Source organism: Paenibacillus sp. FSL L8-0638 (assembly GCF_038593075.1).
In the GTDB taxonomy this organism is placed as follows: domain Bacteria; phylum Bacillota; class Bacilli; order Paenibacillales; family Paenibacillaceae; genus Paenibacillus; species Paenibacillus polymyxa_D.
Map to the genome: position 1 here is coordinate 1,632,856 of NZ_CP151960.1, position 20,916 is coordinate 1,653,771.

General features: G+C 47.3%; 17 protein-coding genes and 2 pseudogenes. 17 read left to right on the plus strand and 2 right to left on the minus strand.

All coding sequences use genetic code 11. The annotated features are described in order from the left end of the window. Positions 1-152: 152 nt before the first annotated feature. The 5 genes and pseudogenes from MKY35_RS07330 to zapA form a co-directional block, all read left to right on the plus strand. A pseudogene (locus MKY35_RS07330) lies at positions 153-372 on the plus strand (pectate lyase); the annotation flags it as partial. Positions 373-739: 367 nt separating this feature from the next. Beyond that, positions 740-2,590 (plus strand): ABC-F type ribosomal protection protein, encoded by a 1,851-nt coding sequence (gene abc-f, locus MKY35_RS07335; RefSeq protein WP_342446003.1) that lies wholly within the window; start codon positions 740-742, stop codon positions 2,588-2,590. Between the two features lie 449 nt (positions 2,591-3,039). Continuing rightward, positions 3,040-4,071: a phenylalanine--tRNA ligase subunit alpha gene (pheS, locus tag MKY35_RS07340; protein ID WP_269321413.1), complete on the plus strand. Its 1,032-nt coding sequence runs from the start codon at positions 3,040-3,042 to the stop codon at positions 4,069-4,071. A gap of 28 nt (positions 4,072-4,099) precedes the next feature. Further along, positions 4,100-6,547, plus strand: a complete 2,448-nt coding sequence (gene pheT / locus MKY35_RS07345) for a phenylalanine--tRNA ligase subunit beta (protein WP_342446004.1) — start codon at positions 4,100-4,102, stop codon at positions 6,545-6,547. Positions 6,548-6,756: 209 nt separating this feature from the next. Beyond that, positions 6,757-8,781 (plus strand): cell division protein ZapA, encoded by a 2,025-nt coding sequence (zapA, locus tag MKY35_RS07350; protein WP_342446005.1) that lies wholly within the window; start codon positions 6,757-6,759, stop codon positions 8,779-8,781. Between the two features lie 151 nt (positions 8,782-8,932). Here zapA and MKY35_RS07355 read toward each other — a convergent pair whose 3' ends face one another. Continuing rightward, the gene (locus tag MKY35_RS07355; RefSeq protein ID WP_342446006.1) at positions 8,933-9,292 is read right to left on the minus strand and encodes a phage holin family protein; all 360 of its coding nucleotides are present in this window, start codon (positions 9,290-9,292) and stop codon (positions 8,933-8,935) included. Between the two features lie 149 nt (positions 9,293-9,441). Here MKY35_RS07355 and MKY35_RS07360 point away from each other — a divergent pair, with 149 nt between their 5' ends. The 4 genes from MKY35_RS07360 to MKY35_RS07375 all read left to right on the plus strand — a co-directional run bounded on the left by MKY35_RS07360 (position 9,442) and on the right by MKY35_RS07375 (position 14,414). Next, the gene (locus tag MKY35_RS07360) at positions 9,442-11,811 is read left to right on the plus strand and encodes an endonuclease MutS2 (RefSeq protein ID WP_039269755.1); all 2,370 of its coding nucleotides are present in this window, start codon (positions 9,442-9,444) and stop codon (positions 11,809-11,811) included. Between the two features lie 58 nt (positions 11,812-11,869). Further along, the gene (locus tag MKY35_RS07365; protein WP_013309402.1) at positions 11,870-12,283 is read left to right on the plus strand and encodes a DUF350 domain-containing protein; all 414 of its coding nucleotides are present in this window, start codon (positions 11,870-11,872) and stop codon (positions 12,281-12,283) included. A gap of 54 nt (positions 12,284-12,337) precedes the next feature. Next, complete coding sequence (locus MKY35_RS07370; protein WP_342446007.1) at positions 12,338-13,045, plus strand: hypothetical protein; 708 nt, start codon at positions 12,338-12,340, stop codon at positions 13,043-13,045. 115 nt (positions 13,046-13,160) lie between these two features. After that, positions 13,161-14,414 (plus strand): MFS transporter, encoded by a 1,254-nt coding sequence (locus MKY35_RS07375; protein WP_069012839.1) that lies wholly within the window; start codon positions 13,161-13,163, stop codon positions 14,412-14,414. 75 nt (positions 14,415-14,489) lie between these two features. Here the strand turns inward: MKY35_RS07375 and MKY35_RS07380 are convergent, their stop codons facing one another. Next, the gene (locus MKY35_RS07380; protein WP_342446008.1) at positions 14,490-15,728 is read right to left on the minus strand and encodes an FAD-dependent oxidoreductase; all 1,239 of its coding nucleotides are present in this window, start codon (positions 15,726-15,728) and stop codon (positions 14,490-14,492) included. A gap of 114 nt (positions 15,729-15,842) precedes the next feature. On the opposite strand from MKY35_RS07380, the gene MKY35_RS07385 reads away from it, so the two are divergent. The 8 genes and pseudogenes from MKY35_RS07385 to MKY35_RS07420 all read left to right on the plus strand — a co-directional run. Further along, the gene (locus MKY35_RS07385) at positions 15,843-16,079 is read left to right on the plus strand and encodes a hypothetical protein (RefSeq protein WP_039270154.1); all 237 of its coding nucleotides are present in this window, start codon (positions 15,843-15,845) and stop codon (positions 16,077-16,079) included. A 32-nt stretch (positions 16,080-16,111) separates the two neighbouring features. Next, positions 16,112-16,498, plus strand: a complete 387-nt coding sequence (locus MKY35_RS07390) for a spore coat protein (protein WP_039269762.1) — start codon at positions 16,112-16,114, stop codon at positions 16,496-16,498. Between the two features lie 142 nt (positions 16,499-16,640). After that, complete coding sequence (locus MKY35_RS07395; RefSeq protein ID WP_069012836.1) at positions 16,641-17,141, plus strand: Lrp/AsnC family transcriptional regulator; 501 nt, start codon at positions 16,641-16,643, stop codon at positions 17,139-17,141. A gap of 12 nt (positions 17,142-17,153) precedes the next feature. Next, positions 17,154-18,365 (plus strand): aminotransferase class I/II-fold pyridoxal phosphate-dependent enzyme, encoded by a 1,212-nt coding sequence (locus MKY35_RS07400; protein ID WP_342446622.1) that lies wholly within the window; start codon positions 17,154-17,156, stop codon positions 18,363-18,365. 114 nt (positions 18,366-18,479) lie between these two features. After that, positions 18,480-18,686, plus strand: coding sequence for an aspartyl-phosphate phosphatase Spo0E family protein (locus MKY35_RS07405; RefSeq protein WP_307348954.1), 207 nt, complete (start codon positions 18,480-18,482; stop codon positions 18,684-18,686). Positions 18,687-18,787: 101 nt separating this feature from the next. Continuing rightward, a complete protein-coding gene (locus MKY35_RS07410) occupies positions 18,788-19,357 on the plus strand; it encodes a hypothetical protein (RefSeq protein WP_069012834.1) in 570 nt (189 codons plus the stop codon). An 18-nt stretch (positions 19,358-19,375) separates the two neighbouring features. After that, positions 19,376-19,939: a cob(I)yrinic acid a,c-diamide adenosyltransferase gene (locus MKY35_RS07415; RefSeq protein WP_342446009.1), complete on the plus strand. Its 564-nt coding sequence runs from the start codon at positions 19,376-19,378 to the stop codon at positions 19,937-19,939. Between the two features lie 21 nt (positions 19,940-19,960). Continuing rightward, positions 19,961-20,899: pseudogene (locus MKY35_RS07420) on the plus strand (RluA family pseudouridine synthase); the annotation flags it as partial. Between the last annotated feature and the right edge of the window lie 17 nt (positions 20,900-20,916).

Sequence of the window (20,916 nt, forward strand, 5' to 3'; positions counted from 1 at the left end):
CTTACGAACTATTTTTACATCGCTGCTTGTTTACTTTTCCTGCAAGTTCTACGTTCGCCGCTGCTGATTTTCCGAATACGTCGACGAATGGAATGACTGGTTTTGCCGGACAGGCAAAAAGTGAAAATGGAGTTACTAAGCCTGCCACAACAGGGAGAAAAGGTAGTGAAAAGGGCGGCATACTTGATGATAAAGGCAATGGCGATTTTAAAGATGTGGGGAGTTTTCCCGCTATCAGCAATCAAAAATCGCGTGTAACCAACTGGAATCCAAGCAAGAACTATAGCTATCAAGTTCAGACTCCTGAATATACTAAAGAGTTTGTAACGAAATATGCAGGATCGTCGAATAACTTTGGTATTTGGAAAATAACGAGGGTTATTTGCAAATGTGTTGTGATCTGCTATACTGATCGCAAGTAATTATCCCATGAAAAGGAAGGTAACCATACGTCCGATGAAGTAAGCACACTGATTTTCCCACTTAACTGCACAGTTACTGGCAGGCGGCTGTAAGCTGCAACGGGAGAAGTGTGTCTGAAAATGAATGTAGGGACGTATGCGTTTATTCCGGAACGGGATTTGGCTTATTCGTTTACGGTGTTATTTTTCATAAGCGTATGTTCTGAAACGATTCATAACAGTCATTCTATATTCCTTGTATGCAAGCCGCAGCCTTCTGCGGCTTTTTTTATTGCTTCCGGGGTCAAAAAACCGGGCTGGGAAAGGATGATCATGGTATGAGAACGATTTTGCGTATTCGCAATGTAGTAAAGGATTGGAACGGGACATCTTTATTTGAGAATGTGTCGTTGGATGTGATGGAAGGAGAACGGCTCGCACTTTTTGGAAGAAATGGAGCAGGTAAAACGACGCTATTGCGAATATTGCTGGGAGATGAAGCGCCAACCTCTGGTCAAGTAGAGCATGATTTGCCACTGGAAGAGCGGGGCTGGCTGAAGCAGCAGGATACGGTGGATGGGTCTCGAACCGCACTGGAGGCCGCACAGCAGGCCAGCCCTCGACATTGGCTTCTCAAGCAAGCGTTGGGACAGCTGGAAGCTGACCTAGCCGATGCTGGGAAGGATATGGAGCATCATTTGGAGCGTTACGGCGAGCTGATGGATGAATACGAACGCCTGCAAGGCTTTGCCTGGGAGTCTGAGGTGGAAAAGGCGCTCACTCGAATGGGAATGCCTGTCCAGACGTGGTCCATTGCTTATGGTGACCTGAGTGGCGGACAGAAGACGAGAGTGCGATTGGCCGGACTCATGGTCAGGCAACCGAAGCTGCTGGTGCTGGATGAGCCGACCAACCATTTGGATGCCGAAAGCTTGCATTGGCTGGAGCAGTGGCTGTCTACGTATCCGGGAACGCTGCTGTTTGTATCGCATGACAGAGCCTTTTTGGATCGAGTGGCTACGAGTATAGGTGAGCTCGCGTCGACAGGTATTGGACGCTATAAAGGCGGCTATAAGGAATATAAAGCGCAAAAGGAGCGGGAACTGCGAGAGCAGGAAGCCAGCTATCGGAAGCAGGAGCTGGCGAAACAGGCACTGGAGGAAACGATTCGAAATTACAGGGAATGGTTTCACCAGGCACATCGTAGCGCATCCAAAGTCGAAGTGGCTATTACACAGAGCTTCTATAAGGCCAAGGCTAAAAAAAATATATCCCGTTATCATGCGAAAGAAAAAGAACTGGAGCGACTGGAGGCTAACAGGGTAGAACAACCACGTGAAGCTCCGTCTTTGCACATGAAATTAAGTGACAGCGGGTTTCAGGCAAAATATTTGCTGCGTGCTGAGCAGGTTGACTTTAGCTACGACGACCGTATCATTGTGAAAAATCTAAATCTGATCGTTGCACGTGGAGACCGTCTGGCTGTTCGGGGGCCCAATGGAATTGGTAAAACCACGCTGCTTCGGTTATTAACAGGTCAAATGGAGCCGCAGACAGGAAAAATCACAGCCAACCCACAGTTGAACATCGGATATTTTTCACAGGAGCTGGAGCAGCTCCCAGAGGATCAAACGTTGCTGGACAGTCTGCTTGCGCTCCCGACGATGACGCAAACAGAAGCGAGAACAGTGTTGGGCTGCTTTCTATTTGCGAAAGAGGACGTGTTTAAAAGGATCGGGACACTCAGTATGGGAGAAAAATGCAGGGTAGCTTTTCTGCGTCTGTACTTTAGTGGAGCCAATCTGCTGGTGTTGGATGAACCGACGAATTATTTTGACATTGAAACCCGTGAAATTGTAGAAGATTCTTTGCGCAACTATGATGGAGCACTGGTGCTCGTCTCACATGATCGGGAGCTGGTGAGGTACACGGCAACTCGGTTACTCGATATGAAGCCGGGGGGCGGATATGAAATCTATGAGGGGACAGCCGACGAAAAGCAAGAAGATGAGCGGAGCCGTCAACGGGAGCCAGAAGACCAGGAGCGGCGTGAGGAACGTCTTCGATTACAATTGCGTCTTACAGAGTTGATGGGAGTGACGGGCACGAATGACGAAAATGAGAAGTTGTTGAGCGAAATCAGGCGCATTCGTGCAAATCTGGAGCGGTTGGATGATCTCGATATCTAAAGGAATGAAACGTATGCCCTGCTTGCCAAAGCGCGGTAGTTTGCATATAATAATGAACAATAGTTCGAATTTTTGAAAATGTCTTGATGGAGAAGAGTAGACAGTGTCCGATTGAACAGGGAGGAAGCGCCGTAGGATTGAGAGCGTTTCTGCAAATACTGGGCTGTTGAAGTTCGCTCCGGAGCAGTTCCTTGAACCTCAGGCGCCATGTGAATGGCGAATGTGCAAGTAGGGGATACCGGTTCACGACCGTTACAACGTGCAGAGCGAGACGATGATGCACAGCATGAACAATCACCTGTAACTAGTGCCGTAAGGCAGAACGCCGGGTGAGCTAAGCTTATTGTCTAACGAGGGTGGTACCACGGTCTTTTCGTCCCTTACCGGGAGAAAAGACCTTTTTTTGTTGTCTGAAAAGCTGGATATGAAGAAAGGGGACTGAACAGGCGATGAGCGAAACCATCCAAATGAAGGAACATTTGCTGGCCTTGAAGGAAGAAGCACTGGAAGTATTGGAGAAGGTGGCAACACCCAAGGAACTGGCTGATCTACGGGTCAAATACTCGGGAAAAAAGGGCGCATTGACTGAAATTTTGCGCGGTATGGGCAAGCTGAGCGCGGAGGAACGTCCGGTTGTTGGACAGGTCGCCAATGAGGTGCGGGAGGCGATTGAAGAAGTCGTTAACCGTAAGCAGGATGAGTTCACGAAAGCGGAAACGAATGAGCGTCTGCAAGCGGAAAAAATCGACGTTACGCTGCCTGGACGCGCGCTGCCGCAAGGTGGACTGCACCCGCTCAACAAAGTGATTGAGCAAATCGAGGATATTTTTACAGGTATGGGCTATCGAGTGGCTGAGGGTCCACAGGCAGAGACGGATTATTATAACTTCGAAGCATTGAATCTGCCTAAAAATCACCCGGCACGCGATATGCAGGATTCATTTTATCTGACCGAGGATCTGTTGATGCGTACTCATACGTCACCAGTTCAGATTCGCGCGATGGAGGCGATGAAGGGTGAAACGCCTATTAAGGTAATTTGTCCGGGTACAGTATTCCGACGTGATGATGACGATGCAACACATTCTTTTCAATTCCACCAAATTGAAGGGCTTGTCATTGGAAAAGACATTCGCATGAGTGATTTGAAAGGAACCTTACTTCAATTTGCACGCGAAATGTTCGGAGAATCGACCGAAATCCGTTTGCGCCCAAGCTTCTTTCCGTTCACAGAGCCGAGTGCTGAAGTAGACGTAACTTTTGTGAAGAAAAATGGCGAACGCGTGTGGATTGAAATTTTGGGCTGTGGCATGGTCCATCCGAAAGTGCTAGAGATGGGCGGTTTTGATCCCGAGGTGTACAGCGGCTTTGCATTCGGTATGGGTGTAGAGCGGATTGCTATATTGAAATACGGTATCGATGATATTCGTCATTTTTATAACAGTGACCTGTCGTTCCTGAAACAGTTTGCGCGTCAATAAACAACTATATCAAGGGAAGTGAACCCATATGAAAGTATCATTCGAGTGGCTGTCCGAGTATGTATCGCTGGATCAGGTAAGCGCGGAGGATCTGGCAGAGAAAATCACCCGTTCGGGCATAGAAATTGATGAGGTCGAGCAGCGCAATCAAGGGATTACTGGCGTCGTTGTCGGCTATGTTAAAAGCAAGGAAAAGCATCCTGATGCTGATAAGCTGAATGTATGTATTGTCGATGCAGGTCAGGAGGAAGATCTGCAAATCGTGTGCGGTGCCAAAAACGTGGATGCAGGTCAAAAGGTTCCGGTTGCAGTTGTAGGTGCAAAGTTGCCGGGAGATTTCCACATTAAAAAGGCCAAGCTGCGTGGTGTTGTATCCATGGGTATGATTTGCTCGGCCAAAGAATTGGGCATGAATGACAAGCTATTGCCAAAAGAATTGCAAGAAGGTATTTTGGTGCTGCCTGAGGATGCTGAAATTGGTATGCCAATTACGAAGCTGCTGGCGTTGGATGATCAGGTGCTGGATTTTGATCTGACACCCAATCGTTCGGATTGCCTGAGCATGCACGGAGCAGCATATGAAGTGAGTGCGATTCTGGGACGTGATATTTCTCTGGCTGATCCGGCTAAGGATCTGGTGGAAATTAGCGATGCAGCGGCAGATCATCTGTCTGTGAAGGTAGATACTCCTGAACTGTGTACGCACTACGCGGCCCGTTATATTACAGGTGTAAAAGTGGGGGCTTCCCCATTATGGATTCAAAACCGTCTGATGGCGGCAGGTGTTCGTCCGATCAACAACATCGTAGATATTACGAACTACGTCATGCTGGAATACGGTCAGCCGTTGCATGCTTTTGATGCGGATAAGCTGGAAAATGGAAATATTGAAGTTCGACTCGCTCGTGCAGGCGAAACATTGATTACACTTGATGATCAGGAGCGTAAGCTGGAGCCGCATATGCTGCTGATTACAGACGGTGTGAAACCAATAGCATTGGCAGGCGTGATGGGTGGAGCTAACTCCGAGGTTACGGATGCGACGGTCAGCATTGCGCTGGAATCTGCGAAGTTTGACGGCGGTACAGTTCGCAAAACGTCTCGTCAACTTGGACTGCGTTCAGAAGCAAGTCTGCGTTTTGAAAAAGAGGTTGATTCAGGCGCTGTTGTGCCTGCTGTGAATCGTGCAGCTACGCTGATTCAGCGTTATGCAGGAGGCACTGTACACCAGGGCATCGTAGAATCTGCGTCTGCAAAAGCTGAAAACCGCATTATCAAGCTGTCGCTAGATAAGATAAACCGATATTTGGGAACCGAACTGTCGCTGCTTGAGGTGAAAACGATTTTCGGTAGACTTCATTTCGGATGTGGCGACGTAGAGCAAGGGGTACTGGAAGTTCAAGTTCCTACACGCCGTGGAGATATCACCATTGACGTGGACTTAATCGAAGAGGTTGCTCGTCTGTATGGTTACGACAATATCCCGACCACGCCGATTGAAGGTCCTACAACTCCGGGAGCTTTGACAGCATCACAATCATTGCGCCGCTCCCTGCGCAGATTGCTGGCTCATGGTGGCTGGCAGGAGACGATCAGCTACTCTTTTGTACATCCGCAAAGTACGGGGTTATTTAATGCCCTGACAGAAGGCAGCCATCCGGTACGTTTGGCTATGCCTATGAGCGAAGACCGTAGTGTTTTGCGTACGAGTATCATTCCGCAGATGCTGGATACAGCGGTGTATAACATGAACCGGAAGCAAGACAATCTGGCGATTTTCGAGATGGGAACAGTATTTTATACAGAGGAACAAACATTAACCCGCCAGCCGCAGGAAATTCAAGTGCTGAGTCTGTTGTTGACTGGGGTACGCCGTGAAAAACAATGGAATATTGGTGCTGAAAAGGTTGATTTCTTTGATATTAAAGGCGCGCTTGAAACGGTGTTTGACTATTTCGGATTGAGTGCCAGCATTCGTTATGTCGCTGACCAACCGCAAAGCTACCACCCGGGCCGTTCCGCTTCGGTATGGCTGGATGTGAATGGAAGCTCTCAACGGATCGGTACCCTTGGGCAGATTCATCCGGAGCTCCAACAATCTTATGGGCTGAACGATACGTATGTTGCAGAAATTGCGTTGCAACAGGTCATTGAACACGCAAACTCTCATATTCAGTTCAGAGAGCTGGCTCGCTTCCCATCCGTGGAACGTGACATTGCCCTCGTGGTCAATAAAGACGTTGAGGCAGGCGAACTGCTTCGTGTTATTCACGCTGCAGGCGGAGAGCTGTTGCAGGATGCACGAGTGTTTGATGTATTTACAGGCAGTAAGCTTGGTGAAGATAAGAAGAGCGTAGCTATCTCTCTGACCTATCGTCACTGGGAACATACGTTGACGGATGAAGAGATCAATGCGGCGCATACTCCTGTCGTTACGTCTCTGGAACAAACTTTTGGAGCGGAATTGAGAAAGTAGCAGGAAATGCGGGAAGCCGTATCGAATCTTAGTGACAGAGGTTCGATACGGCTTTTTGGCCTATCATCATAGAAGCTCTCTTACTCTGATAATTACCCGCTGCGGGGAAGCCGGACTAATAAGGTTGAACGCTTCACGGAAGGCGGGTTACCATAGTACCGGACACACCTTAGAATCAACATACAGTAGTATTGAAGGAGGGCATAATTGTGACTACACCAGATCGTACTCGCGTCACTGTAGAGATCTACGGTACTTCTTATAAACTCGTCGGCAGCAATACCGATTATATGAAGCAGGTTGCCAATTACGTGGATGAGCGTATGCACAGCATTTCTCAAGCTCATTCGCGTCTGGATATGCCCCGAATTGCCGTGCTGGCTGCGGTTCATATGGCAGAAGAAGCTGTACAAATCCAGGAAATTCAGAGTCATATGAACCGCTTAGCAGCGGAACGAGCAGAGCTCAGGGGAGATCTGGCGCAACTCCAGACAGCTCTAGGGGAACAACAGCAAAAAAATACAGATATGCATCAATCTCTTATTCAACTGAAGGAAGAAAAGGAAGCAACGCAGAAGAAGCTGATGGAAACCGAATCTGTATCAGCCATGGAGATTGCCCAATTGAGGGCAAAGCTGGAACAGCAGGAGAAAAAAGCGGCTGAACTTGAAAATGGACAAAAACAAGCTAAACGTGAATTGGAGGAGTCCCGTCAAGAAGCTTCTCGCAAGCTGAAAGAGCAGCAGGAGGCGGCCAATGCGCGTATCCGGCAGATAGAAGAGCAGATGAAGAAGGAAGTATCTGAAGCGGCTAAACAGGCTGAAGCCAAGCTGTCAGCTGCAGAGAAGACTCATCAGGAGCAAAAGCGCACAGAACTGGACAAGCTGCGATCTGCTTTGCAGCAAGAGCATAGCAAGAAGGTAAGCGAATGGCAAACTAAGTGCTCTGGACTGAATGAGCAGCTGGAGCAGGAACGTAAACAGGCTGAATTGGCGTTGAATGAAGAAAAGCTCCAGCATCAGGAAGCGCAGAAACGAGCTGATGAAGCTGCACTGGAGCAGGAGATTCGGGTCGAGGAGCTTCAGGAACAATTAGAACAAGTACAGGCAGGCAGTACAGAGCTTTCTTCTCGTCTGGGAGAGGCTCAAGAGCAAGCAAGAGTACTGAAGGAACTACAGTCCGAGCTGGAGTCTGTGCTGGAAACACAGCGACAGGCTGCGATAGAGCGAGAGCAGGCAGATACGCTTGCACGTGAAGAATTGCAAAGTCGATATGATCAATTAGAAGCTGAAGCCAAGGCTAAGCAGCAGCAGACGGCTAAGCTGGAGGAAGAACAGCGACGGATGCAGAAGCTGTTGGAGCAAGCTCACGTATCTTCTCGCAAGCTGCAAAGTGAGCTGGCTACGCTAGCTGAAAGCGAGAAGTCATGGAAGAAGCTTGCAGAAGAACGCCAGGTGGCAGTTGATGAGCTGGAGCTCTCCTTGCTGGAAGCACGTGAACAGAAGGAAGAAATACAAGAGCAATTACAGCACGCAGCGGCTGAGCTCGAAGCTATTAATGATAAATTTGCTTCACAACAGCAACGGCTAGTTCAACTCGAAGCGAGAATCAAGGAGCTTTCACCTGAGCTGATTCGCGTTCAGGATGAGCTTGAGAAAGCCAAAGTCCGAGAGCAAGAGGGAACTAAGGCGTATCAATCGCTTCAGGAGCAATATGGAAGCATGAAGAGCCGAGCTGGACAGCTGGAGCAAAATATCAAGCAGCTCCAGCAGGAAAATCGAGAACGGCGGAGTGAACTGGAACGTGCTGAGGAAGAATCCCTGGAATGGCAGCTTAAATACGATCAGTTGAAGGCTGAAGCGGAACGTTTGGAAGCTGAAGATGCTGCCCGTAAGGAAGAATTTGCTTCTTGGGAGCGGGAAATAGCGGTAACGGTTCAACAAAAGGAACAGCTTCAGGAGGAGATTCGTTTGGCTGTTGAAACTGCCAAAACGGCGAAGGCTGAACAGCAGTCCATAGAGCAGGAACGGATGGCCTTGCAGTCTGAATTGGACGAAGTGGGTCAAAAATATGAAATGGCAGCGCATCAGCTTCGTCTGTTGCAAGTACAACAGGACGTAGATCGGGAAAATTCGGAGAAGATTTCTACGGAATTACGTCAATTACAGGAAGAATACACCAAGCTTCAAACTGAGTATAATGAATGGATTGAACTTATCGAACAGGATCAGTAGATACGGATTATACATGTAAGGCAATCCCCGGCTGCTCATTGCCGGGGATTGTTTGTTTATTGTATCCACTCAGAGGTGTAAATGACAAAAAGCTGTCCTTTGGCAGATGAATTCTGCTTCGGGACAGCTTTGCCAGAAGCGATTACTGAAATTAATTCCCGTTTTTGCGACCGGCTTCAAACGGTGTCGATACCGGAATGAACAGGTCGATAATCCCGATAACCAATGCAGCGAGCAATGCGCCCAGAACGGAAACACTGACATGAGTGACGACATATTGAGCGACCCAGATCACCAGAGCGCTCACAAGAAAACCTACGATACCGCGTCCAAATGGGGAGACGCGTCGACCAAACACCGCCTCAACGATATAGCCAATCAAGGCAATGACAATGGCTAGGATCAGCGCGCTCCAAAAGCCGCCTACACTAAATCCGGGAACGATCCAGCTTACGACCATCAGCACCAGAGCGGCAACGATGAAACGTACAATGTGCCCGAGAATGCTCACGGAATAACCTCCTTTGTTTTTTGAATCAGGGTTAGACAAAGGTTAGTGTGTGGCATGAAGAGCTTTCTTATGTGTAAAACAGAGTTGGCAAATAGCGTAAGTTTGCTGCTTTCGGTATAATATAGATATAAGTGAAAGGAGTAGTGAAGTTGGACTCTAAAATTTTCAAAACCCTTGAATATCAAAAAATTCTAAATAAACTAAGTCACTATGCCCAAACGGCAACGGGACAACAGACAGCCCTTCGGCTACAGCCCAGCGATGATTTGGAGCATATCAAGAAAATGCTGAAAGGTACGGATGAGGCCTATGCTGCTGATCGCCTCAAAGGAGTGCCTTCATTTAACGGAGTAGTGGATATCACTCCGGCGGTGAAGCGTGCCCGTATTGGTGGAACATTAAGCCCGCATGAGTTGCTTGGCATTCGGACAACGGTTCAGGCCGCACGCCGTATACAAGTATACGTGACAAGTTTGCATGAAGAAAATCCTGTCGAAACATTGCTGTATTGGAGTGAGCAGCTTTCGGAGCAGAGAGGTTTAGAAAACTCCATCAAAGGCTGTATTGACGAAAATGCAGAAGTGTTGGATTCTGCCAGCACAGAGCTTTCACAAATCCGTCGGGAGCTGCGCTCGGGAGAAGTGCGTATTCGTGAGAAGCTGGATTCCATGATTCGTTCCTCAACTGTATCCAAAATGCTTCAAGATCAGTTGATTACGATTCGTGGAGATCGGTTTGTGATCCCGGTTAAGGCCGAATACCGTTCTTATTTTGGCGGAATTGTTCATGATCAATCCGGGTCAGGTGCAACATTGTTTATCGAGCCTGAATCTATCGTAGCCATGAACAATAAGCTGAGGGAAACAAGGCTGAGAGAAGAGCGTGAAATTGAAGTCATTTTACAAAAGCTGACCGCACTTGTCGCAGAACAAGCGGATATGTTGCTGTATGATGTGGACGTTTTGGGCAATCTTGATTTTATTTTTGCAAAAGCGCGTCTCGCCCGTGAAATGAAGGCAACCTTGCCTTTAATGAATGACCGAGGGTACTTGAAGCTGAAAAAAGGCAGACATCCTCTAATTCCGTTGGAGCAGGTCGTTCCCATAGATGTAGAGCTGGGCAATTCATACACCTCCATTATCGTTACCGGACCAAACACAGGGGGGAAAACCGTTACCCTGAAAACCATTGGCCTGCTTAGTTTGATGGCGATGTCTGGACTGTTTGTACCTGTTGAGGATGAAAGCCAGCTGTGTGTATTTGATGCAATCTATGCTGATATTGGTGACGAGCAGAGCATTGAGCAAAACTTGAGTACATTTTCCAGTCACATGACCAATATCATTAGCATCCTGAAAAATATGACGCCCAAAAGTCTTGTATTGCTTGACGAAGTGGGGGCAGGAACGGACCCCGCGGAAGGTTCGGCTTTGGCTGTGTCCATTTTGGAGCATATACATGCCATGGGTTGCCGTATGGTTGCGACGACTCACTATAGTGAATTGAAGGCGTATGCCTATGAGCGTAAAGGAATTATTAATGCAAGCATGGAGTTTGATGTCGCTACCTTAAGCCCGACTTACCGCCTTCTGGTCGGTGTCCCCGGACGAAGTAACGCATTTGCCATTGCCGAGCGATTGGGATTGCCAGGGCGCATTTTAGACTATGCCCGTGGTGAGGTAACAGAAGAAGACCAGCGCGTTGAGCACATGATTGCGTCACTGGAGCAGAACCGTTTGACAGCTGAGCAAGAACGGGAAAAAGCGGAGCAGTTGCGTAAAGAAATGGAAGCATTGCGTAGCCGTCATCAGATGGAGCTGGATAAGCTGGAGTCCCAACGGGACCGTATGCTGGAAAAAGCTGAGGATGAAGCAAGAGTTCTCGTGGATAAGGCTCGTAGCGAAGCTGAGAAAATCATTACTGATTTGCGTAAATTGGCTCAGGAAGAAGGGGCTTCGGTTAAGGAGCACAAGCTGATTGCAGCTCGCAGAGAACTGGATGAGGCTGAACCGAAGCAACGCAAGAAAAGTACTGTCAAACGCCCGGCCGCTACGCGTACTCGTTCTATCATGGCTGGCGATGAAGTATCCGTTCACAGTCTGAATAAAAAAGGCCACGTGGTTGAACTGTCCGGTACCAAGGAAGCTGTGGTTCAATTGGGGATCATGAAGATGAAGGTCAGTCTGGATGATCTGGAACTACTGCAACCTGCCCAAACAACGACTCCAAGAGTTCAAAAACCAGTCACTGGCGTTAAACGGACACGGGATGATAACGTACGAAGTGAACTTGATCTTCGGGGGGCGAACGTGGAGGAAGCCTTGATGGAAGTGGATCGCTTCATGGATGAAGCGTTTCTGGCCAATCTGGGTCAGGTACACATTATTCATGGCAAAGGTACGGGTGTTCTGAGAACCGGTATTCAGGAGTACCTCCGCAAGCATAAACATGTGAAAAGCTACCGTATCGGTAATTACAATGAAGGCGGCACAGGCGTAACCGTTGCTGAATTGGAATAGCTATGGGGTGCCGGCTTTGCTCGGGAACGCTTGGTAGAACGGGAGGGACGAAGTGAAGATGGCGATTGATGAATTGCTGTCACATCCGTTGGGGATGATGCTGGGTTATTTCTCGGTGGCGGTGCTGGAGTTAATTGTATTTTTGTCGTGTTTTGAGCTGGTAACCCGCTATAAATGCTGGGAAGAGATCAAGCGCGGCAATGTTTCGGTAGCCATGGCTACGGGAGGGAAAATGTTCGGTATTTGCAACGTGCTCCGCTTTGCAATGGAAGCCAAATCGAGCGTGTACGATACGATGATTTGGTCGTTCGTTGGCTTTTTACTGCTACTTGCGGCGTACTTTCTTTTTGAGTTTCTGACACCGGTATTTTCTATCGATCAACAGATTAAAGAGGATAACCGTGCTGTCGGCTTGTTCTCCATGATTATTTCAATATCGTTATCTTATGTGATCGGTGCCAGTGTAACTTGACACCTCCTGTATACTAGAGCTTGGTATACGCTTGGAACGGAAGGATGAGAAAGCTTGGAAATGACTATTTGTCCATGGTGTAACATGGAAATTATTTGGGATGAAGAATTGGGACCTGAGGAAGAGTGTCCCTATTGCCATAATGATCTGAAAGGGTACTCTGACATCACTGATGATGAAGATGAGTCTGTTTCTCCACCTGTTCATAGACATGCCGGTGAGCATGGACATGAAGAGACGAAACATGATCATGCGGCTTCTGTAACCCCGGCGCCCCACACTCATGGAAAAGAAGACCTGAAGGGTTATCGTACATTGAGTATTCAGCTCGGTGATGATGAAGAGCAGGATATTTTATATGAGGCAGAGGATGAAATCGTAGTTGAAAAACCGGTTGATGCACCGTTGTTGCAGGATAATGAGCTTCATAAGTTACCTGTGCTGCATACTTTGCAAAAATTTGAAGAAAGCGGTGCGGATCTGATGGCTTATGAACAAGGCGCTGAACAAATACTCGACAGACAAGATGAGGTTCTTGAATGTTCCCAATGTGGAGAGTACATGCTGCATGCGGGTTCGCAAACCGTAACCAGAGAAGGCTTTGAATCGTCGATGTCGCCAGTACTTGGCAAACCTGTTCTGGACTTGCCATTCGTCTTGAATGTTTATGTGTGTCCTAGCTGTTTTCATGTCCAGCACACATTGTCAGAGAATGACCGACTGCGGATGCTGGAGAAGCTCAGCGGTATTTCCAACAATTAAATAGCAATCCCCCGGATAGGCTCAAGCTCAATACGGGCATCTTAATCGAAGAAATCTTTGAACAAGCTGGCTTGAAATAAGCTGATTGGTGATTTTTCGGTTAGGGGGAACTGCATTGAAATCAAACCTGAACGGACAATCCATTCTGCTATTAAGCTTGAATGGATTGTTTGTGTTTGCAGCAGCATTGTCAGGCACATTTCTCAACGTATATTTATGGAAGAGCAGGCAGGATTACGCGATGATTGGCTGGTTTAATGTCAGCCAACAAATTGCGCTGGGAATTATGGTCTGGGTGGCTGGAAAATGGGTCAAGGAACATAACAAAATGAATGCCCTGCGCGTGGGGACAGCACTGTCCGGTCTGTTTTATTTAATCGTGTTATATACGGGACCGCAGGCTGTAAACTACATATGGCCGCTCGGAATGTTATTGGGTGCAGCATTAGGTTTATTCTGGCTGGCGTTTAATGTAATTTTTTTCGAAGTCACAGATCAGGCAAGTCGCGATCATTTTAACGGATGGGTCGGTCTGCTGGGTTCGTTTTCCGGTATCGTGGGTCCTTGGCTGTCTGGTTGGATTATTGCTCGTATGGAGGATGATGCGGGTTATCGAGTAATATTCAGTATTTCCTTAGCTTTTTATGTCGTAGGAGTGGTGCTTAGTTTCTTTCTTCGCAAGCGTAAGCCGACAGGAAATTACAATTGGAAGGAGCCTAAGCAACGATTGTCACAAAAAGGGAGCATGTGGCGTCCCTTGTCGTTATCACTTGTTACCCAGGGCATTCGTGAAGGGGTTTTTGCCTTCCTGATTACGCTGCTCGTGTATGTAGCTACTCAACAGGAATGGAAGCTGGCACAGTTTTCACTTATCACCTCGGCGGTTTCGTTTTTCAGCTTTTGGGCTGTCGGAAAATGGCTCAAGCCACACTATCGCTCGGCTGGTATGCTGTTGGGTGCTGTATTGTTGGTGATTGCGCTTTTACCCTTATTGTGGCGTATGGAGTATATCACGCTACTGATTATGGGGATCGGCACCGCTATATTCCTGCCCTTGTATTTAATTCCTATGATCTCAGCGAGTTTTGATTTAATGGGTACGAGTGAAGGAGATGCGAATCAGAGAGTGGAACTGGTTGTACTGCGTGAACTGTGCTTAATGGTAGGACGGTTGACCGGTACACTCATTTTCTTGGGCGTCCTAAGCATCAGCAAGGCTCCTACAGCGATGATTTGGTTGTTGATTGGACTTGCATTAATGCCAGTGATCGGCTGGTTTTTTATGCGAAATGTGCTGAAGATGGAACAGAAGACAAAGCGAAGCAATTCTCATTCCCATGCACAACGCTGGCGCAAGCAAACGGAATAACAGGAAAATTCAACACAAAAAGAACCTCAGAATTCACTTATATAGGCGAAAGGAGGTTCTTTTTGTATTCATATGTTAAACCATTGGTTTTGTTGCTTCTGGCGAGGGTTTGGTCGTACGGGTCAGAGAATATAGCTCCATTTCAGGTCGGTGTGCGCCCGTCAGTTCATCAGCCAATAGCTGTGCGGCCATCATATTCGTAACCGATCCATTCCCTCCATAACCCTCCAAAAAGTAGCAGTTTGGAAAACGCGGATGTGGACCAATATACGGCAAGCCGTCGTGAGAGGAGCCGCATATAGCCGCCCAAGCATAGTCGATCTGAAAAGGTACTCCGGGAAAATGCTCCTGTAGTGCTTGCAGCAGCTTTTGCTGTTGGTGTAGCAACCTGATTTCACGCTGGTTGGCGTCCAATACAGGTTCATCCAAACCACCAATAATGATGCGTCCTTGCGGTGTGGAGCGCATATATAGATAGGGACGGGCAGTTTCCCAGATCAGACACTGCTCATGCCACAAGGGAGCATCTCCGATTGGATTGGTGGCGATAGCATAAGAGCTTTGCAGAACGGCTCCCCGATCGGTTTTAATCTCTTGTGTTTCATAACCTGTTGCAAAAACAACCTTTTTTGCTCGGATCATTCCACCGTTAGTATGACAAACGACCTCATTATCATGGAATTCAAAATGCTTGGCTTCCGTATGCTCATATAAGCGAACACCGAGACGGTTGGCAGATTGCAGCAGGCCCTGGGCAAACAAAAATGGATTAACCTCAGCATCTTCGTGTGTGTACAATGCTGCCGGTTTTTGAAAAGGAAATCGGGCAGCAACCTGTTGCTCATCCCAGTACTCTACTGGAAATCCAAACCGGGTTAGCTGTTTGTACTCTTCCTGAAGCACCTGTATATCCTCCGATGTACTTGCATAGTACAGGCTGCTGCGCCGAGTAAAGGAAGGGTCTGTATCCAGTGTAGCAGCCAGCTTATCTAACTGATCCAGTGCATCTTTACTCATGCGGTAAAACAGTACGCCGTTCGTTTCACCAAACGTATTAATGAAAGAGGTTAAGGTCTTGTCATTGCTGTATTGCAGCAGGCCAGCATTGGCCGAAGAGCTTCCAGTTACCAGCTTGCGTTTGTCAATAACCACGGTGTCTACTTGTCGCTCTCCCAATAACCGGGAGCAGATGGCCCCTCCCATCCCTCCTCCGATGATCAATACATCACAAATTAAATCCTCTGCCAAAGGCGGAAAATCCAGTGTCTGCTCCAAGGAATTCGGCCAATATGTGTTCCCGCTTATCAATTCCATATAAAATAGCTCTCCTCATAGGCAATATGTAGTATCTCTTATGTGTACATACTATTTCAACAAACGGACAAGATAACCAGCGTGCAACAAAACATTTAAGGAGGCACAGAGATGATGCAATCTACGAACATGCAACCCTTGACAGGCAAAGAGCTGGAGTATATCGCGGACTCCATTTCCAATGAACAACTACTGTTAAAACAATGTGCAGCGACAGCGGCGTCCATACAGCAACCAGTCATTCAACAGGCCTGTATGCAACTGGCAAGAACTCATGAGCACCACTTGAATCTGCTTTCCAATGCCCTGCAACAGCATCAGCAGCTTGCTCCAATGCAACCGCAGCAGTAATTATGGATTACCAATAAAGGAGGTATGACAAGATGTATTCACAAAACAATATGTCATTTATGCCCGAAGAAGACTTGCTCTATACCATTCTAGCTGATATGAAACGTACAGTGCGGGAGTACACAACAGCGACAACAGAATCCAATTGTCCGTCTGTGCGTCAGATGTTCACTGACCTTACGAACGACACATTGCGTATGCAAGGTGATTTATATCGTTTGATGAGCCAGAACAATATGTATGCCACTCCTTCTAAAGCACTGCGCATTGATTTGGACAAACAGATTCAAGAAGCTCGTAAGACCCAACAAGAATGCCAACAGTTCATTCAGCAAAAGTCGGCATCCGCGGGAATATATGGTCAATCTATGCATCAGCAAGGTCAGTCTGCTCACCAAAACAACCCTTACTATATGTAAAGGGATATTCCGTTTCTAAAGCAATTTCCCATAACAGCCGTCCATCTGCCGGGTTTACCGGAGTGGACGGTTTTTCTTTGCAGGTTTAAAGTGCGTATTGTATGATGTATAGTAATCTCTTTTGATGGAGGCCTTATGTAGAATGACAGAGCTGAATGAATTGAAATTAAAAGTGCTGGAATTGTTAAAAGAAGATGCAAGAAGAACACCGACTCTATTGGCTACTATGCTGGGGGTTGACGAGCAGGATGTACGCATCTCAATGAAAGAGCTCGAAGACCAACACGTGATTGTCAAATATGCCGCTGTAGTTAATTGGGACAAAGTCGACGACGAAAAGGTTACCGCTTTGATCGAAGTGCAAATTACACCCGAGCGTGGAAGAGGCTTTGAAGGGATTGCAGAACGCATTTATTTGTATCCGCAAGTTAAATCGGTCTATCTCATGTCCGGAGCATACGATTTGCTGGTAGAGGTTGAAGGCCGCAATCTTCGTGAGGTCGCTAATTTTGTGTCGGAGAAACTGTCGCCTATTGATTCGGTCTTGTCTACCAAGACTAATTTTACGCTTAAAAAATACAAGCAGGACGGAATTATCTTTGAGGACCATCAGGAAGATAATCGTCTGATGATTTCGCCGTAAAGGAAGATCATGATGAATCTCAAAACAGAAGCATTTACCGACAGTAACAAAGCTATGAGTTCCTATTTGTCCCCGTTGGTGCGCGAGATCCCATCTTCGGGTATTCGTAAGTTTTTTGACTTGGTGGGTGGCAACAAGGATATTATTACCCTTGGTGTAGGCGAACCGGATTTTACAACCCCTTGGCATATGCGGGAAGCCTGTGTCTATTCATTAGAGCGAGGTTTTACCAGCTATACGTCTAATGCGGGAACGCCAGAACTGCGTGAAGCGATCAGTGATTATCTAGATGAGCAATTTGAAGTCCGTTATGATCCTAAAAATGAGATTATCGTGACCGTTGGGGGAAGCGAGGCGATTGATCTTGCTTTGCGTGCGTTAATTGTACCTGGCGACGAAATTCTCGTGCCCGAACCGTGCTACATTTCATATTCTCCAATCACTGCAATTGGAGGCGGGATTCCGGTAGGTATTGAAACCTTTGCTAAGGATGAATTCAAGCTGACGGCTGAGGCGCTGGAGGCAAAAATTACACCTAAATCCAAGGTGCTGATTTTATGCTATCCGAGCAATCCAACTGGGGCTACGATGACTTATGAAGATTGGCTTCCGATTGCCGAAGTCGTGGAAAAGCATGATTTGATCGTCATTTCTGATGAAATTTATGCTGAATTGAATTATGGAGAGAAGCATGTCAGTTTTGCGGCTATGCCTGGTATGATGGATCGTACGATTCTCGTCAGTGGTTTTTCCAAAGCCTTCGCCATGACAGGTTGGCGTATTGGATATACATGCGGACATCCCGATCTGATTGCCGCTATGCTCAAAATCCATCAGTACACCGTAATGTGTGCGCCTTCTATGGGGCAAGTTGCGGCACTGGAAGGGTTGCGGAATGGTTTGGGTGAGAAAGATCGTATGGTAGAAGCCTATAATCAGCGTCGCCGTCTGATGGTTGAAGGGTTTCGGGAAATCGGCCTGGAGTGCCATGAGCCAAGAGGGGCTTTTTACGTTTTCCCTAGTATTCAAAGTACGGGACTCAGCTCAGATGAATTTGCACAGCGTCTTTTGGCAGAGGCTAAAGTTGCGGCTGTACCAGGTAATGTGTTCGGTTTGGGAGGCGAAGGCTATCTTCGTTGCTCATACGCGACTTCTGTTGCTCAGCTGACGGAGGCACTGGATCGGATTGGTCATTTTGTAGAAAAAGTAAGAAAAGAAGGTTAAAATTATTTTTTTATGGGTAATTAATAAAAAATAGTCTTTTATTTCTAAATTTCTATGCTATAATTTGAAATCGATAGCAGGAAGTTCAATTTTTCAATTGTAGGAGGAATGCTCATGTCATATGTTGGATTTAATTCGTCTAGTTCAATAGGATACGACATTTCTCTGGAAGATGAAATTTTGTTCCTGCGCAATGAGATGATGCGGACGTTTCAGGAAGAGCAGTCCTTCACCTCTGATCTTGTCATTGAGATCAGCTGCAAGCTCGATTTGAAGATCAATGAATATATGAAGCTGTATGGTACGGAATGCAAGGTTTAACCGTGTGAAGTCAGCCAAATGTAAGAAGAAGGCCGTCGAGCCTTCTTTTTTTGCGTTCACAACTTATGATATATTAATGGCATGGAAGAGGGGGCGTACATATGAGAGCGGGGCTAAAAAGGCTATCGCCGTGGATCATCGGAATGCTGACACTTGTATTATTGGCTGGATGTGGGGGACGGGACAAGGACAGCTTCTCCATTTTTATTATGGATAAAGGGGATGCTTCAGTCATCCGTGAGGAGCTGGCACAAAAGCTTAAGGATAAGCTGGGCGAACAGGCTCCGACTATTGAGATTTCAGTCAGTCCGCTGTATAACCAGCAGAAGCTGGTTGTAGAATATGCGGCCGGGGAGCATGATCTGTTTCTTTTGCCGGAAGAGGACATGAAGTTGTATGGACAGAATGGTTCGAATCTGCCGTTAGATGATGCTTTTGACAAGAAGACGTATGCCCGGGGCGTGTTCGAGGGCGGCGTATTTAAGAAGAAGGGGCAGGAGGAAGAAGGAACAGATGTGAGCAAGGAAACTCATTTGTTCGGAATTCCGGTGGAGCAGATGAAGATGTTTAAGGAGCTAAAATATAACTCCAAAACACTATTTGCTACCGTTCCGCCTCGTACAAGCAATAAGGAAGAAGCCATCAAGGTGCTGAAAGCACTTACGGAATGATAAAGGGGATGAAATGGAATGGGAATCTATACTAGAACAGGTGATGAAGGACAAACTTCTGTGATCGGCGGTCGAGTGTCCAAAGATGATGATCGTGTGGAGGCGTACGGTACAATTGACGAGCTGAACAGCTTTGTAGGACAAGCGATCAGCTTTGCCGAAGGGGAAGAGTTTGCGGATATTCGGACTCAATTGGAAGAAATACAGCAGGAGCTGTTTGATTGTGGTTCGGATTTGGCATTTGTTAAAATCAGTGAAAGCAAATATAAGGTGAAGGACGAGCTGGCAGAGCGTCTGGAAGGTTGGATTGATGCATGTCAGGAGGAAAATCCGAAGGTGGAGCGTTTTATTATACCAGGTGGTAACACATTATCCTCAACGCTTCATGTATGCCGTACGGTTTGCCGACGCGCAGAACGCCGTGTGGTTACACTAGGTAAACATACGGACATTAATCCGGCGGTACGTCGGTATTTGAACCGCCTTTCTGATTATTTCTTTGCCGTTGCTCGCACAGCGAATGTCCGTCAGGGCGTACCCGATGTCGAATATGTGCGCAGCAAAAAAGTGTTCCGCAAATAAGGAGGCAACCGGGAATTTGTGATGAGCTTGTACTATGAACCTATCGTATATACGATCCCTCCGGAGGAGGAGGGCATGCTGTTGAAGACTATTTTACAAAAACGTATGAACATTTCTCGAAAGTTAATATCCAAACTCAAGCTGACCGAGCAAGGTATTATGCTGAACGGGACACGTGTGTACATCAGCGTAAAGGTGAAATCCGGGGATCGAGTAGAAATTCGCATGGAGCGCGAGCGTTCTGATGATATTTTACCTGAACCCATTCCTTTTGAGATATTGTTTGAGGACGAACATCTGTTAGTGGTGAACAAGGCGGCGGGCATGATTGTCCATCCGACTCATGGTCATTACACAGGAACACTGGCTAACGGGGTTGTGCATTATTGGCAGACCAAGGGGGAGCTGTTCCGGTTTCGTCCTGTTCATCGTCTTGATCAGGAGACGACGGGGGTGCTGGTCGTAGCCAAAAATCCATATGTACACCAGCATATTTCTGAACAGATGATTGCGGGAACGGTGGATAAGCGCTATACGGCTCTGGTGCATGGGCGCCCTGAGCTGCAGGAAGGTAAGGTAGACGGACCGATTGACCGCAACCCGGATGATCCGCATTTACGTATGGTGACTCCGGATGGTTATCCTGCCCTTACGCTGTATAAGCTGGAGGAAGTGTGGAACGGGGGAAGCCGCATCGGACTAAAGTTGGAATCCGGGCGTACGCACCAAATTCGAGTGCATATGACTTATATCGGTTGTCCGTTGATCGGAGATAAAATGTACCGGATTACACCTGATGATGCTGCGCAACGTGAGCGATATGATCAGCTTGATGCCAGGATGCCTCGACAAGCCTTACATGCTTCAGAGCTGTCCTTGGAGCATCCTGTAACCGGGGAGCGGCTGACGTTCTATGCTCCTCTACCTGACGATATGGCTGAAATGCAGGAGCTTTTAAGAGAAAACCAAATGGAGGT

Bases quoted from the DNA above. Each gene is read 5' to 3' on its own strand.
- abc-f (WP_342446003.1), top strand. From the start codon at position 740: ATGAGAACGATTTTGCGTATTCGCAATGTAGTAAAGGATTGGAACGGG.
- pheS (WP_269321413.1), top strand. From the start codon at position 3,040: ATGAGCGAAACCATCCAAATGAAGGAACATTTGCTGGCCTTGAAGGAA.
- pheT (WP_342446004.1), top strand. From the start codon at position 4,100: ATGAAAGTATCATTCGAGTGGCTGTCCGAGTATGTATCGCTGGATCAG.
- MKY35_RS07365 (WP_013309402.1), top strand. From the start codon at position 11,870: ATGGCGATTGATGAATTGCTGTCACATCCGTTGGGGATGATGCTGGGT.
- MKY35_RS07380 (WP_342446008.1), bottom strand. From the start codon at position 15,728: ATGGAATTGATAAGCGGGAACACATATTGGCCGAATTCCTTGGAGCAG.
- MKY35_RS07385 (WP_039270154.1), top strand. From the start codon at position 15,843: ATGCAATCTACGAACATGCAACCCTTGACAGGCAAAGAGCTGGAGTAT.
- MKY35_RS07390 (WP_039269762.1), top strand. From the start codon at position 16,112: ATGTATTCACAAAACAATATGTCATTTATGCCCGAAGAAGACTTGCTC.
- MKY35_RS07395 (WP_069012836.1), top strand. From the start codon at position 16,641: ATGACAGAGCTGAATGAATTGAAATTAAAAGTGCTGGAATTGTTAAAA.
- MKY35_RS07400 (WP_342446622.1), top strand. From the start codon at position 17,154: ATGAATCTCAAAACAGAAGCATTTACCGACAGTAACAAAGCTATGAGT.
- MKY35_RS07405 (WP_307348954.1), top strand. From the start codon at position 18,480: ATGTCATATGTTGGATTTAATTCGTCTAGTTCAATAGGATACGACATT.
- MKY35_RS07410 (WP_069012834.1), top strand. From the start codon at position 18,788: ATGAGAGCGGGGCTAAAAAGGCTATCGCCGTGGATCATCGGAATGCTG.
- MKY35_RS07415 (WP_342446009.1), top strand. From the start codon at position 19,376: ATGGGAATCTATACTAGAACAGGTGATGAAGGACAAACTTCTGTGATC.